The organism is Micromonospora sp. NPDC049580, from assembly GCF_040675595.1.
GTDB lineage: Bacteria > Actinomycetota > Actinomycetes > Mycobacteriales > Micromonosporaceae > Micromonospora.
Window position 1 is genome coordinate 1 of the sequence record NZ_JBFAPG010000081.1, and the last position, 17,230, is coordinate 17,230.

Annotated in this window: 18 protein-coding genes; 6 read left to right on the top strand and 12 right to left on the bottom strand. The window is 73.8% G+C overall.

All coding sequences use genetic code 11. The features are described from left to right. Nucleotides 1-52: 52 nt before the first annotated feature. A complete protein-coding gene (locus AB0J68_RS10005; protein ID WP_355138843.1) occupies nt 53-316 on the top strand; it encodes a flavin reductase in 264 nt (87 codons plus the stop codon). On the opposite strand, the gene AB0J68_RS10010 is transcribed toward AB0J68_RS10005, so the two are convergent. Genes AB0J68_RS10010 through AB0J68_RS10020 form a run of 3 tightly spaced genes read right to left on the bottom strand, consistent with a single transcriptional unit; the run spans nt 313 to nt 2,441 of the window. Further along, nucleotides 313-882, bottom strand: a complete 570-nt coding sequence (locus AB0J68_RS10010; protein WP_363937597.1) for a GNAT family N-acetyltransferase — start codon at nt 880-882, stop codon at nt 313-315. The genes AB0J68_RS10005 and AB0J68_RS10010 overlap by 4 nt on opposite strands. A 24-nt stretch (nt 883-906) precedes the next feature. Further along, entirely contained in the window at nt 907-1,413 is a 507-nt protein-coding gene (locus AB0J68_RS10015) for a DUF664 domain-containing protein (protein ID WP_363937599.1), read from the bottom strand. Continuing rightward, complete coding sequence (locus AB0J68_RS10020) at nt 1,410-2,441, bottom strand: aldo/keto reductase (RefSeq protein ID WP_363937601.1); 1,032 nt, start codon at nt 2,439-2,441, stop codon at nt 1,410-1,412. Before AB0J68_RS10020 ends, AB0J68_RS10015 begins: the two co-directional genes overlap by 4 nt. A 110-nt stretch (nt 2,442-2,551) precedes the next feature. Between AB0J68_RS10020 and AB0J68_RS10025 the strand changes: the two genes are divergently transcribed. Beyond that, complete coding sequence (locus AB0J68_RS10025; protein ID WP_354855260.1) at nt 2,552-4,096, top strand: glycosyltransferase family 39 protein; 1,545 nt, start codon at nt 2,552-2,554, stop codon at nt 4,094-4,096. A gap of 6 nt (nt 4,097-4,102) precedes the next feature. On the opposite strand, the gene AB0J68_RS10030 is transcribed toward AB0J68_RS10025, so the two are convergent. Further along, on the bottom strand, nt 4,103-4,570 hold the full coding sequence (locus AB0J68_RS10030) for an Rrf2 family transcriptional regulator (protein WP_355138853.1): 468 nt from the start codon (nt 4,568-4,570) through the stop codon (nt 4,103-4,105). A 69-nt stretch (nt 4,571-4,639) separates the two neighbouring features. Here AB0J68_RS10030 and AB0J68_RS10035 point away from each other — a divergent pair, with 69 nt between their 5' ends. Then, nucleotides 4,640-4,876: an NAD-dependent epimerase/dehydratase family protein gene (locus tag AB0J68_RS10035; RefSeq protein ID WP_363937604.1), complete on the top strand. Its 237-nt coding sequence runs from the start codon at nt 4,640-4,642 to the stop codon at nt 4,874-4,876. Next, nucleotides 4,861-5,313 (top strand): hypothetical protein, encoded by a 453-nt coding sequence (locus AB0J68_RS10040; RefSeq protein WP_363937606.1) that lies wholly within the window; start codon nt 4,861-4,863, stop codon nt 5,311-5,313. The genes AB0J68_RS10035 and AB0J68_RS10040 overlap by 16 nt, the downstream gene beginning before the upstream one ends. Before the next feature lie 111 nt (nt 5,314-5,424). Here AB0J68_RS10040 and AB0J68_RS10045 read toward each other — a convergent pair whose 3' ends face one another. Continuing rightward, nucleotides 5,425-5,907, bottom strand: a complete 483-nt coding sequence (locus tag AB0J68_RS10045; RefSeq protein ID WP_363937608.1) for an NUDIX domain-containing protein — start codon at nt 5,905-5,907, stop codon at nt 5,425-5,427. A 53-nt stretch (nt 5,908-5,960) separates the two neighbouring features. Beyond that, entirely contained in the window at nt 5,961-6,644 is a 684-nt protein-coding gene (locus AB0J68_RS10050) for a hypothetical protein (RefSeq protein WP_363937610.1), read from the bottom strand. A 569-nt stretch (nt 6,645-7,213) separates the two neighbouring features. Here AB0J68_RS10050 and AB0J68_RS10055 point away from each other — a divergent pair. Beyond that, the gene (locus AB0J68_RS10055; protein WP_354855254.1) at nt 7,214-10,012 is read left to right on the top strand and encodes a LuxR C-terminal-related transcriptional regulator; all 2,799 of its coding nucleotides are present in this window, start codon (nt 7,214-7,216) and stop codon (nt 10,010-10,012) included. 177 nt (nt 10,013-10,189) lie between these two features. Beyond that, nucleotides 10,190-10,726 carry a hypothetical protein gene (locus AB0J68_RS10060; protein WP_354855253.1) on the top strand — a complete coding sequence of 179 codons (537 nt, stop codon included), beginning with the start codon at nt 10,190-10,192 and terminating at the stop codon, nt 10,724-10,726. Here the strand turns inward: AB0J68_RS10060 and AB0J68_RS10065 are convergent. The 6 genes from AB0J68_RS10065 to AB0J68_RS10090 form a co-directional block, all read right to left on the bottom strand. Next, complete coding sequence (locus AB0J68_RS10065; protein WP_363937612.1) at nt 10,713-11,297, bottom strand: NAD(P)H-dependent oxidoreductase; 585 nt, start codon at nt 11,295-11,297, stop codon at nt 10,713-10,715. The two genes, AB0J68_RS10060 and AB0J68_RS10065, sit on opposite strands and share 14 nt — an antisense overlap. After that, nucleotides 11,294-12,466 (bottom strand): LLM class flavin-dependent oxidoreductase, encoded by a 1,173-nt coding sequence (locus tag AB0J68_RS10070; RefSeq protein ID WP_363937614.1) that lies wholly within the window; start codon nt 12,464-12,466, stop codon nt 11,294-11,296. Before AB0J68_RS10070 ends, AB0J68_RS10065 begins: the two co-directional genes overlap by 4 nt. A 4-nt stretch (nt 12,467-12,470) precedes the next feature. Continuing rightward, nucleotides 12,471-15,251, bottom strand: coding sequence for a cytochrome P450 (locus AB0J68_RS10075; protein WP_363937617.1), 2,781 nt, complete (start codon nt 15,249-15,251; stop codon nt 12,471-12,473). A gap of 3 nt (nt 15,252-15,254) precedes the next feature. Then, the gene (locus tag AB0J68_RS10080) at nt 15,255-16,013 is read right to left on the bottom strand and encodes a class II aldolase/adducin family protein (RefSeq protein ID WP_363937620.1); all 759 of its coding nucleotides are present in this window, start codon (nt 16,011-16,013) and stop codon (nt 15,255-15,257) included. After that, complete coding sequence (locus AB0J68_RS10085) at nt 16,006-16,698, bottom strand: DsbA family protein (protein WP_363937623.1); 693 nt, start codon at nt 16,696-16,698, stop codon at nt 16,006-16,008. The genes AB0J68_RS10080 and AB0J68_RS10085 overlap by 8 nt, the downstream gene beginning before the upstream one ends. After that, nucleotides 16,698-17,230, bottom strand: a 533-nt coding sequence (locus AB0J68_RS10090; protein WP_363937626.1) for a thioesterase family protein, incomplete at its 5' end; no start/stop codon positions are given. The genes AB0J68_RS10085 and AB0J68_RS10090, both read right to left, overlap by 1 nt.

Below are 17,230 nucleotides of genomic sequence, written 5' to 3' on the forward strand. Positions count from 1 at the left end.
TCCGCAACCAGAAGCGGCCCCGCTTCCAACAGCCGACCCAGGAGGAGGACCCGTGCCACACACCGAAGGAAAGGCCAGGAAGTCGACGCACTCCCCGTTGCGCCCGTCGTGGCGCTGCCCGGTCTGCGGCATCCTCTGGCCGTGCTCGACCGCGAAGCTGCGCCTGCTCGGCGAGTACCGCGAGGATCGGCCCGGCCTGTTGACGCACCTGGCGACCATCCAGAAGGAGGCCGAAGCCGACCTCACCGCGCTCAACCCCGGCGTGGCGCTGCCCGACCTGACCCCGCGTTTCGTCGGCTGGGCGCAAGCCCGCTAAGCCAGGCGGGCGTGCAGGTGCATGTCGTGCCAGCCGTCGGCGTGGCGCACCGACTCGCGCGTCACCCCCTCCAGGGCGAAGCCGCCCCGCGTGGCCACCCGGCACGACGCCGCGTTGGCGGTGGAGTGCTCCAGGGCCAGCCGGTGCAGCCCCGCCGCGAAGCTCCACCGGGTCAGCGCGAGCAGCGCCTCGGTGGCGACGCCCGCGCCACGCGCGGCGGGCAGCACCCAGTACGACACGTCCGCCGACGCCTCGGCGAGTGACACCTGCCGCAACCCCACCTGACCGACCGGCCGGTCGTCGTCCTCGACGATCGCCCAGCTCACGGCGGTCTCGGCGCTCCAGCGGGCCGCCCACTGCGCCGTCCACGCCCGCGCCTCGTCGTCGCTGTCCAGCCTGCGAACGTGCCAGCGCTGGATCGCCGGGCAGTCGAACGCCGCCCGCACGAGCGGGGCGTCGTCGTCGCGCCACGGCCGCAGCGTCAGCCCGGGGCGTACCGGAAGGTGGGGTTGTTCCTGCGCGGCGAGGCTTCCGGCGGGCAGTGCGGGCGCGACGAGCAGCGGCATCGGTCCATTATCGAGCAGGCGGCCTCACTCTCCCGTCGGGCCGCCCGCCAGCTCGGCGACCACGTCGAGGTGGCCGAGGTGGCGGGCGTACTCCTGCACCAGGTGGAACAGCACCCGTTCCAGTGACGCCGGGTCGGCGCCGTTCCAGCGCGGGCCCGGCGCGCCGACCTCCGCGAGGTCGTGCGCCGAGACCGCCGCGCTGGTGTGCGCGCCCTGCGCGCGCAGCGCCGCCACCAGGTCGGCGAGGGTCTCCTCGGGTGCGACGTACCAGCGGTCGTCCCGACGGTCACCCCACGGCTCGGCGACCGCCCGACCCTCGAAACCCCACTCGATCCAGCGCAGCTCGACCTGGCGCAGGTGCGTGAGCAGCTCCAGCGGGGTCCACCCGGACGGCAGCCGGCTGCGCCGCAGCTCCGGCTCCGCCAGCGCCGACACCTTGGCCACCGCGGACTCCCGGAAGTAGTCCAGGTAGCGCAGGAAGACCTCGGTGCGGCTGCCGGCCGGGGTGGTGGGTTCGGGGAACGCCGTCATGAGCCGGTCGGTAGGTCACGACCGCGCTGGCGCACACCCGCGCCGCCGTACGGGTAGTCGCCCACCAGCGGGGCGCTCGCCTCGTCCAGCAGCCGCATCTGCTCGGCGTCGAGGACCAGGTCGGCGGCGGTCAGGTTGTCGTCGAGCTGGTCGGTGGTCCGCGCGCCGAGGATCACCGAGGTGACCGCCGGTCGGGCCGCCAGCCAGGCCAGCGACACCGCCGACATGGAAGCGCCGTGTTCCCCGGCGACCTGGCGGACCGCGTCGAGCACCCGCCAGGTGCGCTCCTCGGCGTTGCGACCCGCGTACGCCTCGACGCCGCGCTGCGGGTTCTCACCGAGGCGGGTGGCGCCGGTGGGCGTGGTGTCGCGCTGGTACTTGCCGGTCAGCCAGCCGCCGCCCAGCGGCGACCACGGCAGGATCCCGATGCCCTCGTTCTCGCAGACCGGCACCAGCTCGAATTCGATCTCCCGGGCCAGCAGGTTGTACTGCGGCTGGAGGGTCACGATCGGGGTGAGGTTGAGGTGCTGGATGAGCAGGGCGGCCTTCTGCAACTGCCAACCGGTGAAGTTGCTGACCCCCGCGTAACGGATCTTGCCGGCGCGGACCGCGTCGTCGAAGAAGCGCAGCGTCTCCGGCAGCGGGGTCAGCGGATCCCACGCGTGCGCCTGGTAGAGGTCGACGGCCTCGACCCCGAGCCGCCGGAGGCTGGCGTCCAGGGCCCGGGTGAGGTGCACGCGGGACAGGCCGGCGTCGTTCGCCCCGGGGCCCATCGGGAACCGGCCCTTCGTGGCGATGACGAGGCGGTCGCGCAGGTCAGGGCGGGAGCGCAGCCAGCGACCGACGATCTCCTCGGAGACGCCGGTGGAGTAGACGTCGGCGGTGTCGAGGAAGGTGCCGCCGGCCTCGACGAACCGGTCGAGCTGGGCGAAGCTGCCCTCCTCGTCGGTCTCCGCGCCGAAGGTCATCGTGCCCAGACACAGGGTCGACACCACCGTGCCGGTGGCGCCCAGAGTGCGGTATCGCATGTCGTCCTCTCGGTCCGAGTTACGAAGCTGATCTTCGCACCTGGTCAGACCACCTGCATCCGCGGGCGCGGGGGCACCCACGCGGCCGCTTTGCGGGCGATGATAGGTCGGTGAGCGAGCCCGCCATCGACACCGATCGACCGCACCTGCCGGCGCGGTCGTCCGCGCCGGCCGAGCTGCCGCAGCCCGGTCCCCGTGCGCTCGGCCCGTGGCTGGTCGCCGCCGCGACCAGCGTGACGTTGCTGCTGCTCGCCGGCCGCTACGGCTATCACCGCGACGAGCTGTACTTCCTGCTCTGCGGCCGGCACCTGGCCTGGGGCTACGTCGACCAGGGCCCGCTCGTCCCGGCGCTGGCCCGACTTCTGGACACGATCGCGCCGGGCAACCTGGTGGTGCTGCGTACGCCGTCGGCGCTGCTGGCCGGCGTCGCGGTCCTGCTGGTCGCCGCCATCGCCCGCGAGCTGGGCGGTGGCCGGGGCGGGCAGACCTTCGCCGCGGTGCTGGCCGCGCTGTCCGGCATCGTGCTCGCCGGCGGGCACCTGCTCAGCACCACGACCGTCGACCTGCTGGTCTGGCTCGGCGTCGCGTGGTGCGCGGTGCGGCTGCTGCGCACCGGGGACAGCCGGTGGGCGCTCGCGCTCGGGCTGGTGCTCGGCGTGGGCATGCTCAACAAGCTGCTGCCCGCGTTGCTGGCCGTGGGTCTGCTCGCCGGGGTGGCGATCGCGGGGCCGCGTCGGCTGCTGCGCGACAAGTGGGTGCTCGCCGCCGCCGGGATCGCCGTGCTGCTGGCCGCGCCGAACCTGATCTGGCAGGCCGCGCACGGCTTCCCGCAGCTCGGTGTGGCGGCTTCCATCTCCGGTGGCGACAGCTCCTACAGCGGTCGCCTCGACGCGCTCACCCTGCAGTTCGTCATCATCAGCCCGTACGCCGTGCCGATCTGGATCGCCGGCCTCGTCGCCCTGCTGCGCCGGCCGGCGTGGCGGGCGTACCGCGCGGTGGGTTGGGCCTGGGTGGTCGTGGTCGGCATCGTCCTGGTGGCCGGCGGCAAGGGTTACTACGACGCGCCTCTGCTGCTCGTGCTCACCGCCGCGGGCGCGGTGGTGAGCGCCGCCCGGGCCTCGCGCGGGTCGGCGTGGCTGCGTCGGGGGGTGCTCGCGGTGCCGTTCCTGCTGCCCACCGTCGTGCTGTTGCTGCCGGTGCTGCCGGCCGATCGGCTGCCCAGCTTCGTGGTCGACGTCAACTACGACGCTGGCGAGACCATCGGCTGGCCGGAGTTCGCCGACTCGGTGGCCACCGTCCATCGTGCCCTGCCGCCGCAGGAACGTTCGCGGGCGGTCATCCTCACCGGCAACTACGGAGAGGCCGGGGCGATCGCCCGCTACGGGCCGGCCCGAGGGCTCCCCCGGGCGTACTCCGGGCACAACAGCATGGTGGATTTCGGCCGCCCGCCCGCCGACGCGGACGTGGCGATCGTGGTCGGCTGGGAGCGCCCCGACGCGCTGAACGCCTGGTTCCAGGAGTGCACGCCCGCCGGGCGGGTGGACCAGCGGGTCGAGGTGGACAACGACGAGAACGGCGGCCCGATCCTCGTGTGCCGGGGGCTGCGGCGGCCGTGGGCGCAGATCTGGGACACCGAGGTACGCCACACCGGCTGAGCGCGGTCAGCCGCTGCGGTCGCCGGTCAGCCAGGCACTGACGCCGGCCAGGGCCTCGGGGCCGGAGTCGACGTCCACGTCGCGGGCGAGGTCGGCGATCGTGATCCCGGCCAGGGCCTCGCGCCACGCCTTCTCCGCCGTGGACATGGCGCGGGCGATGGGACACGCGCGGGTGCAGGACTCGGGTGGGCTGGCCAGCGGGCCGCGCTGGCGGATCTCGGTGCAGACGAAGGCGGGGCCGGGCCCGTCGACGGCGTGGACCACGTCGAGCAGGCTGATGCTCTCCGGAGCGCGGGTCAACGCGTAGCCGCCCGACTTGCCCTGCACGGAGTGGATGAGCCCGGCGCGGGCCAGCGACTGGAGCTGTTTGGCCAGGTAGCTGCCGGAGACGTCGTGCAGCTCCGCGAGCCGGGCCGCCGGGACGGGCCTGCTGCTGGCCGTGAGCACGACGCAGCAGTGCAGCGCCCACTCCACCCATAGGAAGTCCGAGTTAAGTGCCGTAGCGGCATGGCGGACAAAACAGACAGGGAAGGTGGAACGGACATGAAGATCGCCGTGATGGGCGGGACGGGCCTCATCGGGTCCCAGGTCGTCCGGATCCTGCAGGCGGCCGGGCACGACGCGGTACCGCACTCGCAGTCGACCGGAGTCGACCTCCTCACCGGGCAGGGTCTGCCCGAGGCGCTCAAGGACGCCGACGTCGTCGTCAACCTGACCAACTCGCCGACCTTCGACGACGCTCCCCCGCCTTCTTCCAGACGACCATGGACAACCTGCTGACCGCTGCCGAGCGCGCCGGCGTCGGCCACCCGGTCGTCCTGTCCATCGTCGGCGTCGACCAGGTGCCCGACCTGGCCTACTACCGCGCGAAGGTGCTCCAGGAGGACATCCTCAAGGCCGGCAAGGTGCCGTACTCGATCGTCCGCGCCACCCAGTTCTTCGAGTTCATCGACGCGGTCATCTCCTGGACCGCCGACGACAACGGCGTCCGCCTGCCCAGCACCCCCGTGCAGCCGATGGCCGCGGCCGACGTGGCCCAGGCCGTCGCCGACGTCAGCGTGGGCGCCCCCTGCGGGGCGTCCGCAACGTCGCCGGCCCCGACGTGTTCGGGCTCGACGAACTGGGCCGGATCACCCTCGCCGCGCACGGCGACCAGCGCACCGTCACCACCGACGACAGCGCCGGCATGTTCGCGGCCGCTCCCGGCGACGCGCTGATCGCCAAGGAGGGCGCGGTGCTCGCGCCGACGTCCTACCGGGAGTGGCTGGCGCGCTGAGTTTCCACCCGCGGTGTTCCGGCATACGCCCCGCGCCGGAACACCGCACACCTCAGTGCCGCAGGAGCTCGCTCATCTCGATCGGCGGCACGTGGCCGCTGGGCGGCAGGCCACGATGCAACGCGAGCCCCGCGTCGACGACGACGGAGCGTTCCAGCTCGGCGACGCTCGCCAGCGGTGTCCACTGGGCCCGGTCGGTCGAGCCGCCCGTCTCGTGCCGAAGGTCGCCGCCGGTGATCCGCACCCGGTAATAGATGGCCAGCATGTGCAGCTCGGCGGCATCGGCGGCGCCCAACGGCACGTACCTCGTCCGCGAGTGCACACCGAGCAGATGCTCGACCCGCACCTGGTAACCGGTCTCCTCGGCCACCTCCCGGACGACGGCGTCGTACGGGTCCTCGGCGTGCTCGACCCCGCCGCCGGGCAGCGTCCAGTGGCACGCCGAGCTGTCCGCCGACACGAAGCGGGCGAGCAGCACGTGCTCGTCCCGCGTGCACACCGCGTAGGCGGCGACCCGCAGCCGTTGCGCGATCACGTCGACTCCTTGCCGGTCGGTCGGCGGCCCCGACCGGCAGGTCGCGCGGTCGTTCACCTCTTCGGGCGGACCGGCCCGGGATGCTGGACGCCCAGGTGCGAGCGGGGCGACCGCCGCGCTCCGGCCCGGCGCCGCGACAGCGAACGGATCAGGTCGGCGTGCACCCGCTGCTCGTCACGGGTGCTGAGCCCGAGCTGATTGTGCAGCAGGTGGACCAGGTCGAACGTCATCCTGCCCTCGTATCCCGGTGCACGACGGAACGCCTCCAGCAGGTGTGCCCAGCAGGTCAGCGGGTGGCGTTCGGTCTTGAGCGCGGTGGTGATCCGCTGCCAGCGGACGCTCGGCAGGGCGGCCACCGCCCCGGACGTGACGAGCTCGCTGTCGCCCCGCAGGGCGGGGCAGTTGCGCATGGCCGCCACCATCGCCAGGTCCACGGCGGCGCCGAGGCGGGCCTGCCGCCCCGGGGTCATCCCGATCAGGTCGACCGCCACGTCGACCAGCCGTGGATCGCGCGCCGGCGGAGCGGCGAGGTGCGGCACGTGCACGGGCCCCTCCGCCCCGACCGCCACGCAGAGCCCCGCCAGTCGGGCCGCCAGCAGTCGCGGCGCGCTGCCGAGCAGGTGCAGACAGACCACCCGTGGCGACTGTCGGGTGAACGACCAGGCGGACAGCTCACCGGCAGCCTGTAGGCCGTGCAGCAGCGGACTGATGCCCCGGGTGAGGAACGCGTCGGCCACCGCGGCGCGCGGCGGCAAAAGACACTGAAATGCGTGCCATCGTTCCGGCTCGCTCAGCATCACCTCCGCATCTGACGAATTGTCCAGATAGGATCGATAATGAACGGTCATCCGAAGTCCCCCCAGAAGGCGTCGCACCGCCGGGGTCGACATTAAGCGACGGGGAACGATGCGACAGTAGGGGAAACCCCACATTGTCGTGAACTCACCGCTACCGCCGGTGTCCGCTGTGTCAAGAACCAAGTCCCCTATTTCGGTTTTTGGGCAGCAACATTTGCTCTCTTCGGCAATAGGACCAACCGGTCCCGCGATCGCAGTTCTTGTCGCGCGGACCTAGAGTTGCATCTGCCGCTCGCCCGAGCGCCAGCAATTGGCACCGCTGGCATCGGGCACGCCGAGAGGCCCGAACGGGACAGATCCTGGGGGTGGCAGTTGAAGCTGGGCCAACACTCGCCGCATTCTCGCGTCCGACCTGGCCGTCGGGCCGCCGCCGGGCCGAGTCCGACCACGACCGACCGATGGCGTACGCCGGTGGACCGCGGCGCGCGGGCGCCCGTCGTGGAGCGCCGATGAACATCAGCGAGGAGGAGTTCGCCCCGCCGCCGTCGGGCGACCCTCTCGACCCCCTGGTCGGGCGCAACTGCGCGCTCGACCTGTTCGACCGCGCCCTGGCCGGGGTCCGCGACGGCCAACCCGCCATGATCGAGTTCGTGGGTGACCCCGGCACCGGCAAGACGCGGCTGCTGCGCGAGGTCGCCGCGCGAGCCCGACGAGCCGGGGTGCCGGTGCTCGCCGCCGCCGGCCGCGACGGCCACCAGGTCGGGCAGGCCCTCGCGGCGCTGACCGACGAGCCGTCGGCGCCGGTCCGCGCCGGTGGGCCGCTGCTGCTGCTCCTGGACGACCTGCACAGCGCGTCACCCGCGACGGCCACGCTGCTGCGTCGGCTCGCGCAGGCGCCGCCCCCGGGTCTGCTGTGGGTCACCGCGTACCGGCCGCGGCAGATGCCGTCGTGCGTGACCACCGCGCTCGCCGCCGGCATCCACCTGAGCCGTCGGGCGGTCACCCTGACACCGTTGGATCCGGCCAGCGTCGCCGCGCTGCTCGGGCTGGTGGAGGGACGCGCCGCCCAGCGGGTGCACGTGCTCTCCGGCGGCGTCCCCCGCTACGTCCTCGCGTACCGCCCGGGCGCCCTGGACGGCCCGGTCGCCGCCCTGCGGGGCCTGCCCGCCGAGCTGCCCGTCGACGTCACCGGCGCGGTTCAGCTCGACCTCGACGCGCTGACCGACGAGCAACGGCAGATGCTGGAGGCCGTCTCGGTGTGCCCGGACGGGTTCGAGCCGGCGCTGGCCGCGGCGCTCGCCGATCGCGGCCCCGAGGTCACCAGCGACCTGCTCGACGCGCTGGTGGCCGCCGACCTGCTGCGGACCGACCCCACCGAGGCGTCGACCCTGCGGTTCCGTCACGAGGTGGACCGCACCGTGGTGTACCGCGCGTTGTCCCCCGGCCGGCGGCGACGCCTGCACGCGACGGCGGCCCGCGTCCTGCGCGAGCTCGGGCATCCGGTCACCCGGTACGCCGAACACCTGTCGGCCAGCGGGCAGTGCGCCGAACCGGCGACCGCCGACGCGCTGATCGAGGCGGCGGAGAGCGGTCTCGTGCCCCGGCTCGACGCGATCCGGTGGTTGACCAACGTCCAGCGGCTGCTGCCCGCCGCCGAGGTCACCGAGCCACGCCGTACGCGGCTGGAGTTCGCGATGGCGGACGCGCTGGTCGGCGCGGGTCAGCTGCGCCAGGCCCGCACCCTGTTACAGGAACTCACCCGCCGCCCTCTCGCCGACTGCGACCAGCGGCTGCGGGCGGTGGCCGCACGGGCGCGGGTGGAGCGCCTGCTGGGCCGGCCGTTCGACGCGTACGCGCTGCTGCTGCCGTACCGGGACGGGCGGGTGGAGCCGCACACTCAGTTCCTGCTGACCGTCGAGGCGGCGATCGCCGGCGCCCTCTGTGCAGCGCCCGACGCGGCCGAGCACGCCCGGAGTCTGAGCCTGCTGGCGGAGCGGACCGGCTCGGCGGTCTGCTCGACCACGGCCGCGGTGGTGCAGTCGTTCGTGGCCGCGTACACCGACTGTGGGATCCGGGCGCCCGAGACGCTGGACCGGGCGTCGTCCGAGGTGGACGCGTTCGCCGACACCGACCTTGCCCGGCACCCGGACCTGCTGGCCCTGCTGGGCTGGGCCGAATACTTCCACGAGCGGGAGCGCTCGGCCCTGCACCACTTCGACCGCGCGCTGGACATCTGCTGCCGCGCGGGTCTCGTGGCGCTGACTCCCTGGCTGCTGGTCGGCCGTTGCGCGGTGACCGCCCGACTGGGCAGCCTGGACCGGGCCCGGGTCGAGGGTGAGGACGCCGAGGAGGTGGCCGTCGCCATGGGCATCGACCCGATGGTGGCGCTGGCGCGCGCGTACCGGGCCATCGCGGTGGCCTGGCGCAGCGGCCCGAAGGCGGCCCGCCACCTGGCTGACACCGCCGTGCTGGACGCCAGCACCCGCCGCGAGAACTGGTACGACGGGGCGAGTCAGCGCGTGTCGGTGCGTCTGCGCTTCCTGGCCGGGGACCGGGCCGGCTCGACGGCGACGTTGCTGCGCGCCTGCGGCGGGGATGGTCTCGACCAGGTCGAGCTGACCAACCGGGCCTGCTGGGCCTCGGCCCTGGCCGAGATGGCCCACAAGGCCGGTCGGTGCGACGAGGCCAGGCGCTGGTTGGACGTGGCGGAGGGGTACGCCGAGCGGCTGGGGCTGCGGGGGCAGACCGCGTTGACCCGGACCGCCCGGGCGCGGCTGACCCTGGAGGCGGATCCGCGCTGCGCCGCCGAGCTGGCCGCCGCGGCCGCGGACTCGTTCGCGAGTCTGGGGTGGAGGCTGGAGGAGGCGTCGGCGCGGTTGGTGCGGGCGCGGGCTCTGTGCGAGGCCCGGGAGTGGTCGGCGGCGGAGGTCGAACTCGCCGAGACCCGCCGCATCGCGGAGCTGGTCGACTCCCCGCCGCTGCGCCGCTCGGTGGCCGGCGAGCAGAGCCGCGCGGCCGGGGCCGCGGGCCGTCTGCCGGCCGCGGCCGCGGGCGGGGAGCTGACCCTGACGCGGCGGGAGTGGGACATCGCCCGCCTGGTGGCGGCCGGTGCGAGCAACGCCGAGGCGGCGGACCAGGTGTACGTGACAGTCAAGACGGTGGAGGCTCACCTGACCCGGATCTTCCGCAAGACGGGGGTGTCGTCGCGGGCCGGGCTGGCCGCGTTGCTGGTGTCCCGGGCTGTCGACCCGCGATCCGCTGTCGCGGATCGAGGGTCTGCGACCCGCAGGGCCCGATTTGAGCGTTGATGCCCACAATAAAACGGAGATGAAGGATAGGCGTCCCGTGGCGAGTGTCGGATATCTCGCCTTCTGCCTGCGGGAATCTGATATCTTGTCTCCCACCACCGGTCAAACCCGACAGGGCTGACCGGGGGGCCGGAAGCCGCACTGGCTCGCCCGGAGATGCGCAGGAAAGGCATCGTCGTGAGTCAATACATCATCACCATCGTGCCCGTGGAGGACGACGGTGAGGAGATCACCGGCCCGGTGGCCCAGACCGTCGTGCGTCTGGAGACCGGCAACGGCCACCCGGTCGTGCGGGAGCTCACCGTCCGCGCGCCGCAGAGCGCCGGTCTGACCGGCGAGCTGCCGTACGTCGACTTCGATGCCCTGCTGCGCGCCTTCATCCCCCCGCAGGACCGGGACCGGAGTCGCGCCGAGGCCGCACCCCGTCCGGCCGTGACGGTCGGGCCGGTCCCCGCGACCACCGCGACGACCACCGCACCCCGGCCGCAGCCGCCCCGACCGGCACGCCGGGCCGGCGAACCGGACCGGCTCAGCCGACTCAAGGCCGGTCGCGCGTACCGCCGCGCGCCCGACCCGGCGGACCTGGAGGCGGTCTACGAGCAGGTCGGCACGATCAGCCGCGTCGCCGAGCACTTCGACGTTCCGGTGCACACGGCACAGGGCTGGATCAGCCGGATGCGCCGCAAGCACGACACCGAGGTCAGCGCCGGCTGACTCCGGGCTCGGCCGGCACGCCGGGCACCACGGCCAGCGCGTCCACCACCGCCGGCGTCGCCCGGTCCAACCAGCGCTCGATGCCGACCTCCGCCGTGTCGAACTCGCGCTCCAGCACGCACAGGCCCGCCGTGGGCACGCACGCGCCCACCTCGGCCAGCAGGGCGCCCAGGTAGGTGTCGACGATGTGCCGGTGACCGGACCGGGCGGCGGTCATCAACGGCACCGCCACCACCCCGGTGAGCGCACCCCGGGGCAGCACGTCGACGAAGAGCTTCAGCAAGCCGCTGTACGCCGCCTTGAACGTGGGGCTGGCCACCAGCAGCAGCCCCGGTCGGCGTACCGCCTCCAGCACCTCGTCGAGCGTCTCCGGCCGGCTGCCCTGACCGACCAGCTCGGCCGTCAGCTCGGCCAGGTCGATCACCGTCGGCGCTCCGACGGGGGTCGGGCAGTGGGTCAGTCGGGAATGCAGTGCCGCCGCGGTGGCCAACGCGACGGTCCGCGTACGGGAATGGGGTTTCGGGTTGCCGATCAGCGCGGTCATCGGCAGCTCCGCGACCGGCCCGATCATCGGCCCACCGCCAGCTCCGGGGTCCGCCGGGCGTCCTCGGCGTGCGTGCCGGCCCCGTCGTCCGCGTCGGCCCCGCCACTCAGGAGGCCGTCGTGGCGCAGCAGCGGCAGCACGCCCTCGCCGAACCAGTACGCCTCCTCCAGGTGTGGCTGCCCGGACAGGATCAGATGGTCCACCCCGGCGGCGTGGTACTCGGCGATCCGCTCCGCGACCTCCTCGTGGCTGCCCACCAGCGCCGCGCCGGCACCGGGCCGGATCAGGGAGTAGCCCGCCCAGACGTTCGGGTACACCTCCATCCGGGCGTTGCCGTCGGCGTGCAGCGCCGCCGCCCGCCGCTGGCCCTCCGAGTCGGTACGCGCGAAGCGCTGCCGAGCGGCGGCGATCCGCGCCTGGTCGACGCCGGCGAGGAGACGGTCCGCCTCGGCCCACGCCTCCCGCGCGGTGTCCCTGGTGATCACGTGGAGTCGACTCCCGGTGCGCAGCGTGCGGCCGGCCTCCGCCGCCTGCTCACGTGCCCGACCCAGCAGCTCGCCGAGCTGGGCCGGTGTCTCACCCCAGGCCAGGTACACGTCCGCGTGCCGGGCGGCCGCCCGCTGCGCCGCTGGCGAGGACCCGCCCAGGAACACGGCCGGGGCGGTGGCCGGCGGCCGGGCCAGCAGGGCGGCCTTCACCCGGTAGTGCTCGCCGCTGTGGTCGACCGGCTGGCCGGTCCACAGTCCACCCAGCACGGTGAGGAACTCCTCCGCGCGGGCGTAGCGGGCGTCGTGGTCCAGCCAGTCGCCGTAGCGGCGCTGCTCGTCCGGGTCGCTGCCGGCCACGATGTTGAGCAGCACCCGGCCCGCCGAGACACGTTGCAGGGACGCGGCCATCTGGGCGACAAGCGTGGGCGAGGCGAGCCCCGGCCGTAACGCGATCATGAACTTCAGCCGTTGCGTCTGCGCGGCCAGCGCGGACGCCACCACCCACGGGTCCTCGCAGAAAAGCCCGGCGGGCGTGAGCACACTGGCGAAACCCAACCCGTCGGCGGCGCGCGCCACCTGCGCCAGATAGCCGATATCCGGCGGGCGGCGGGTGATCCGGGCCGGCCGGCTTCCGCCACCGCGGGCGGGCTCGGCCAGGTCACGGCCGTCTCCGTGCGTCGGCAGGAACCAGTGCAGGTCCAGTGGCATGGGGTCACTCCCCTTCCGGCGCGACGTCGAAGCGCGCGGGCATCGCGGTGACGGCGTTCATGAAGTTGGTCCGCATCCGGCGTACCGGCCCGGTCAGTCGGAGCCGGCCCAGATGCGGACGGATCGCGGTGAGAAAGGCCGCCATCTCCAGCCGCGCCAGGTGCGCGCCCAGACAGAAGTGCGGACCGATACCGAACGCCAGGTGCGGGTTGGGATCGCGGGCGAGATCCAGCCGGTCGGGATCGGTGAACGCCGCCGGGTCCCGGTTGGCCGAGATGTAGTAGACGACGACCTTGTCCCCGGCGGCGATGCGGGTTCCGTCGAGGACGGTGTCGCGGGTGGCGGTGCGCCGGAACTGCATGATCGGCGTGACCCAGCGCAGCAGCTCCTCCACCCCGCTCGCGGTCAAGTCCGGCTCGGCGATCAGCCGGTCCCGCTGCTCGGGATGCTCCAGCAACGCCTGCACCCCGTTGGAGATGAGGTGCCGGGTGGTCTCGTTGCCGGCGATGACCAGCAGCAGCCACAGCTGGCACAGCTGCGCGTCGGTCAGGCCCCGGCCGTCGGCCTCGGCGTGCACGAGGAGGCTCAGCAGGTCGTCGGTGGGCGCGGCCCGTCGCTGGGCCGCCAGCTGCCGGACGTAGGAGAAGGCCGCCGCGAAGGTGTCCCGGTAGCGCTGCACGCTGCCACCGCCGTAGCGGGGATCGTCGAACCCGACCAGGTTGTTGCTCCACTCGAACAGCAACCGCCGGTCCGCCCGGGGCACACCGAGCAGGTCGGTGAGGACGAGCAGCGGCAGCTCGGCCGCGAGGTCCGCCACCACGTCGATGTCGCGCGCGGCCACCGCCCGGGCGATGACCTCCTCGGCATGCCGGGTCACCAGCTCACCGAGGCGACCCACCGCGCGGGGTGTGAACGCCCCCGCCACCAGCCGCCGCACCCAGGCGTGCTCCGGCGCGTCCATGTTGATCAGAAGCTGCCGGTTGCGGTCGAGATCCTCCGGGGTCCGGGGGTCGGCGAGGAACGCCCCGCCGGCCGCCGACGAGAACGTCGCCGGGTCACGGGACACCGCGGACACCGCGGCGTGGCGGGTGACGGCCCAGAAACCCGGCCCCCGGGACCGCACCGACCGGTCCTGGTCGGTGCGGGTCAGCTCGACCTCCTCGACCCAGGCCACCGGCGCCTCCCGTCGGCGGCGGGCGAACTCGTCGTGCGGCACGCCGGTCAGGAAGGTCGCCGGGTCCGCGAGCAGGCCCGGCGACACCGTGGCCCGCCGGTAGCGGTCCCGCAACGCCCGGCGGGGCACCTTGCCGGTGGGCTCGCGCGGGATCCGGTCGACCACCTCGTACGAGCGCGGCACCTTGAAGCCGGCCAGGCTGGTCCGGCAGTGCGCGTCGAGGGCCTGCTCGACGCCCTGGACCGGCCACGCCGGGTCGAGCTGCACCACCGCCCGGACCTGCTCGCCGAACTCGTCGTCCGGCACACCGATGACCACGCTGTCCTGCACGGCGGGGTGCGTCGACAGCACCGCCTCCACCTCGGCGGGATAGACGTTCACGCCGCCGGTGACGATCAGCTCCGCCGAGCGGCCGGTGAGGAACAGGTAGCCGTCGGCGTCCAGGTGGCCCAGGTCGCCGACGGTGAAGGTGTGCGGGGCGACGTGCGCCTGCTCGGTCTGCTCCGGAGCGTTGTGGTAGTGGAACCCCCGGCCCGGGGGCCGCCGCACGGCCACCCGGCCCTCCTGCCCGGCGGGCACCGGCCGGCCCTCGTCGTCGACCACCACCACCTCGGTCGGCGGCGCCGGCCGGCCCACCGTGCCCGGCCGGGCCAGCCAGGTGTGCGAGTCGGCCAGGGTGACGATGCCGGCCTCGGTCGCGGCGTAGTACTCCACGAACACCGGCCCCCACCACTCGATCATCGCCCGCTTGGTCTCCGGCGGGCAGGGGCCGCCACCGTGCCAGATCCGGGCGAGGCTGGCGCCGGAGAACGCCGCCCGGGTCCCCGCGTCGACCCGCAGCAGACGGATGAACTGGGTCGGCACCAGATGGCTGATGGTGATCTTCTCGTCGTCGATCACGCGCAGCACCTCGACCGGGTCGAACCCGCGGCGCAGCACCAGCCCACAGCCGCGCAGCAGCGGAAACTGGGCGAAGAACAACTGCGCCGAGTGGTACCAGGGGCCGACCAGCAGCGCCTGCCCCTGCGTCGGAATGCCCAGGCCGCCGCCGAGCGCCTCGGTGGTGGCGGCCACCCGGTCGATCGGGGCGCCCACCTTGAGCAGCGGGTTGACCACTCCCTTGGGGCGTCCGCTGGTGCCCGAGGTGTAGAGCAGCACGCCGCCGGAGAGCGCCGGGACGCCCGGGCCCGCCGGCAGGTCGTCCACCGCCGTGAACCCGTCCCCGCCGTCGACAGTCACCAGCAGGTCGGGGCCGCCCGGCGTACGCGCCACCGCGTCGCGCACCGTCGGCGCGTACGCCGCCTCGGTGAGCACCGCCCGCGCGCCGCAGTCGGTCAGGATGTGGGCGATCTCCGGCGCGGTGAGGTGCCAGTTGACGGGCACCGCCACCAGACCCGCGTGCACGCAGGCGAGCAGCGCCTCGAACGTCTCGTGCCGGTTGCCGAGCACGAACGCCACCCGGTCACCGACGTCCAGGCCGGCCCCGCGCAGCACGCCGATCCACCGGTCCACCGACCGGTCCAGCTCCGCCCACGTCCGGGTGGTCCGCTCGTCGGTCAGCGCGACGTCGCCGGCCCGGTCCCGGACCATGGTCTTCAGCAGCTCGGCCACTCGTCACTCCTGTCTGGGCGTGGTGCCGTGCGTGAGGTCGGGGCTGACAGCCAGGACGTGCTCCGCGACCGGCCGGAAGTTCAGTCGGGCGATCTGCGCGGTGCCGATGTCCGCCCGCGCGGCCCGAGCCGCGTCGGCGGGGATCACCACCAGCTCGCCGGCCGCCTGGGCGAGCAGCTGCACCTGGCAGCAGCGGTCCATCGCCAGGAACCACCAGGCCGCCTCGGCCACCGAGCCGCCGACGGTGAGCAGCCCGTGGTTGCGCAGGACGACGGCCTTGCCGGTGCCCAGCGTCGCCGCGATGCGGTCACCCTCCGCGCCGTCGAGGACGACGCCGCCGTACTCGTCGTGGACCTCGTGGTCCTCGAAGAAGGCGCACGCGTCCTGGGTGATCGGCGCGAGCGGCCGGCCGAGCGCCGAGAACGCCCGACCGTGGATCGAGTGGGTGTGCGCGGCGGCCACCACGTCCGGGCGGGCCTTGTGGATGGCCGAGTGGATGGCGTACCCGGCGGGGTTGATCCGGCCGGAGCCGTCGACCACGTCGCCGGTGTGGTCGACGCGCAGCAGGTCGTCGTCGCGCACATGGGCGAAGTGCCGGCCGAACGGGTTGATCCAGAAGGTGTCCGGCTCGATCGGGTCCCGGGCGGTGACGTGGCCGCCAGCGCCCTCGTCGAACCCCGCGAGGGCGAACGCGCGCAGCGTGAGGACCAACTGCCGGCGGCGGTGGACGCGTTCCTGTTCCGGGTCTCGTCGCTCAGCCACAGCCGCCTCCGGTGTCGGTGTCGTACCCGCCCACGCCCGCCGGCACCGCGGGGGGCGCGACCGGCGTGCCGGTCCGCTCGGCGTACGCGGCGAGGAAGTCGTCGACCCGGTCCACGCCCCAGAACCGGTGTGGACCCAGCCGCAGGTAGGGGATGCCGAAGATGTCCTCCTCGTACGCCCGCAGCAGGCACTGCGCCCCGGCCGCCCGGACGGTCTCGTCCTCCACCGCGCCGAGCACCACCGCCGGGTCCACCCCGGCCCGCTCGGCGACCTCGGCGATCACCTCGGGGGTGCACACGTTCTCGCCCCGCTGCCAGCGGGCGGCGATCACCTCCCGGTAGAACGCCTCCCCCGCGCCCTGTTCCCGGGCGGCCAGCCAGCCCAGGTGCGGGACCTCCCACCACGGGTCGATGTCGATCGGCCAGCGCATCGACAGGCCCAGCCGCTGGGCCTGCCGCTTGGCGTCCTGGAGCAGGTACAGGTGCTTCGGCTTGCTCATCTGCACGTAGTGGAAGGCGCCGCCACGGGCGGTCAGCGCCTCCTCGGTCCGCGCGTCCGGGTCCCAGTAGGGGATGAACTCCAGCACCTCCTGCGGCCGGCCCAGCGCCCGGGTCAGCCGCTCCACGGCCAGCCAGCTGTACGGGCTGCGGAAGGAGAAGTACAGGCGGGGCTGCTTGGTGGCCATCACCGCCGCCCACCGGTCAACGCCGCCACGGTGTCCCCGTCGAGGGTGGCGAGCCGGCCCGCCTCCGGGCCGCGGCTGACCGCGTACCCGTGCAGGATGCTGGCCGTCGCCACCCGGACCAGGCGACCGTCGCGGACGACGTGGCAGTCCATCCGCGCGTCGTACGTGACGTCCTTGAGCACGTCGGTGACGGTGAAGCTGACCCACACGGGCTCGTCGAGGTGGGCGTCGCCGAGCACCTCGATGCGGGCGCGGGAGACCACCGGGATCCAGCCCCGCTCGCGCAGCATCCGGCCCACCGACACACCCCGGTCGGCGAGGTAGCGGTCCACCACCTCCTCCAGCAGCCGGACGTACCCGGAGTGCTGCATCCGCTGTGAGTACTGGCAGTAGAAGTAGGGCACCCGCCACGGCCACACGAATCCCGCCCCGGCGGCGCGCAACTCATCGGCCGGGTCCGCGCCGGCGGGGGCGCCGCTGCCGGCGGAGCTGGCCGGCCTGGTCGAGGAGCCGGCCGCCGGCGAGCCGGGCG

Coding starts and splice junctions, on each gene's coding strand:
- AB0J68_RS10055 (WP_354855254.1), top strand. CDS start 7,214: ATGAACATCAGCGAGGAGGAGTTCGCCCCGCCGCCGTCGGGCGACCCT.
- AB0J68_RS10085 (WP_363937623.1), bottom strand. CDS start 16,698: ATGGCCACCAAGCAGCCCCGCCTGTACTTCTCCTTCCGCAGCCCGTAC.
- AB0J68_RS10065 (WP_363937612.1), bottom strand. CDS start 11,297: ATGATCGGGCCGGTCGCGGAGCTGCCGATGACCGCGCTGATCGGCAAC.
- AB0J68_RS10010 (WP_363937597.1), bottom strand. CDS start 882: ATGCCGCTGCTCGTCGCGCCCGCACTGCCCGCCGGAAGCCTCGCCGCG.
- AB0J68_RS10040 (WP_363937606.1), top strand. CDS start 4,861: ATGGACAACCTGCTGACCGCTGCCGAGCGCGCCGGCGTCGGCCACCCG.
- AB0J68_RS10015 (WP_363937599.1), bottom strand. CDS start 1,413: ATGACGGCGTTCCCCGAACCCACCACCCCGGCCGGCAGCCGCACCGAG.
- AB0J68_RS10020 (WP_363937601.1), bottom strand. CDS start 2,441: ATGCGATACCGCACTCTGGGCGCCACCGGCACGGTGGTGTCGACCCTG.
- AB0J68_RS10070 (WP_363937614.1), bottom strand. CDS start 12,466: ATGCCACTGGACCTGCACTGGTTCCTGCCGACGCACGGAGACGGCCGT.
- AB0J68_RS10035 (WP_363937604.1), top strand. CDS start 4,640: ATGAAGATCGCCGTGATGGGCGGGACGGGCCTCATCGGGTCCCAGGTC.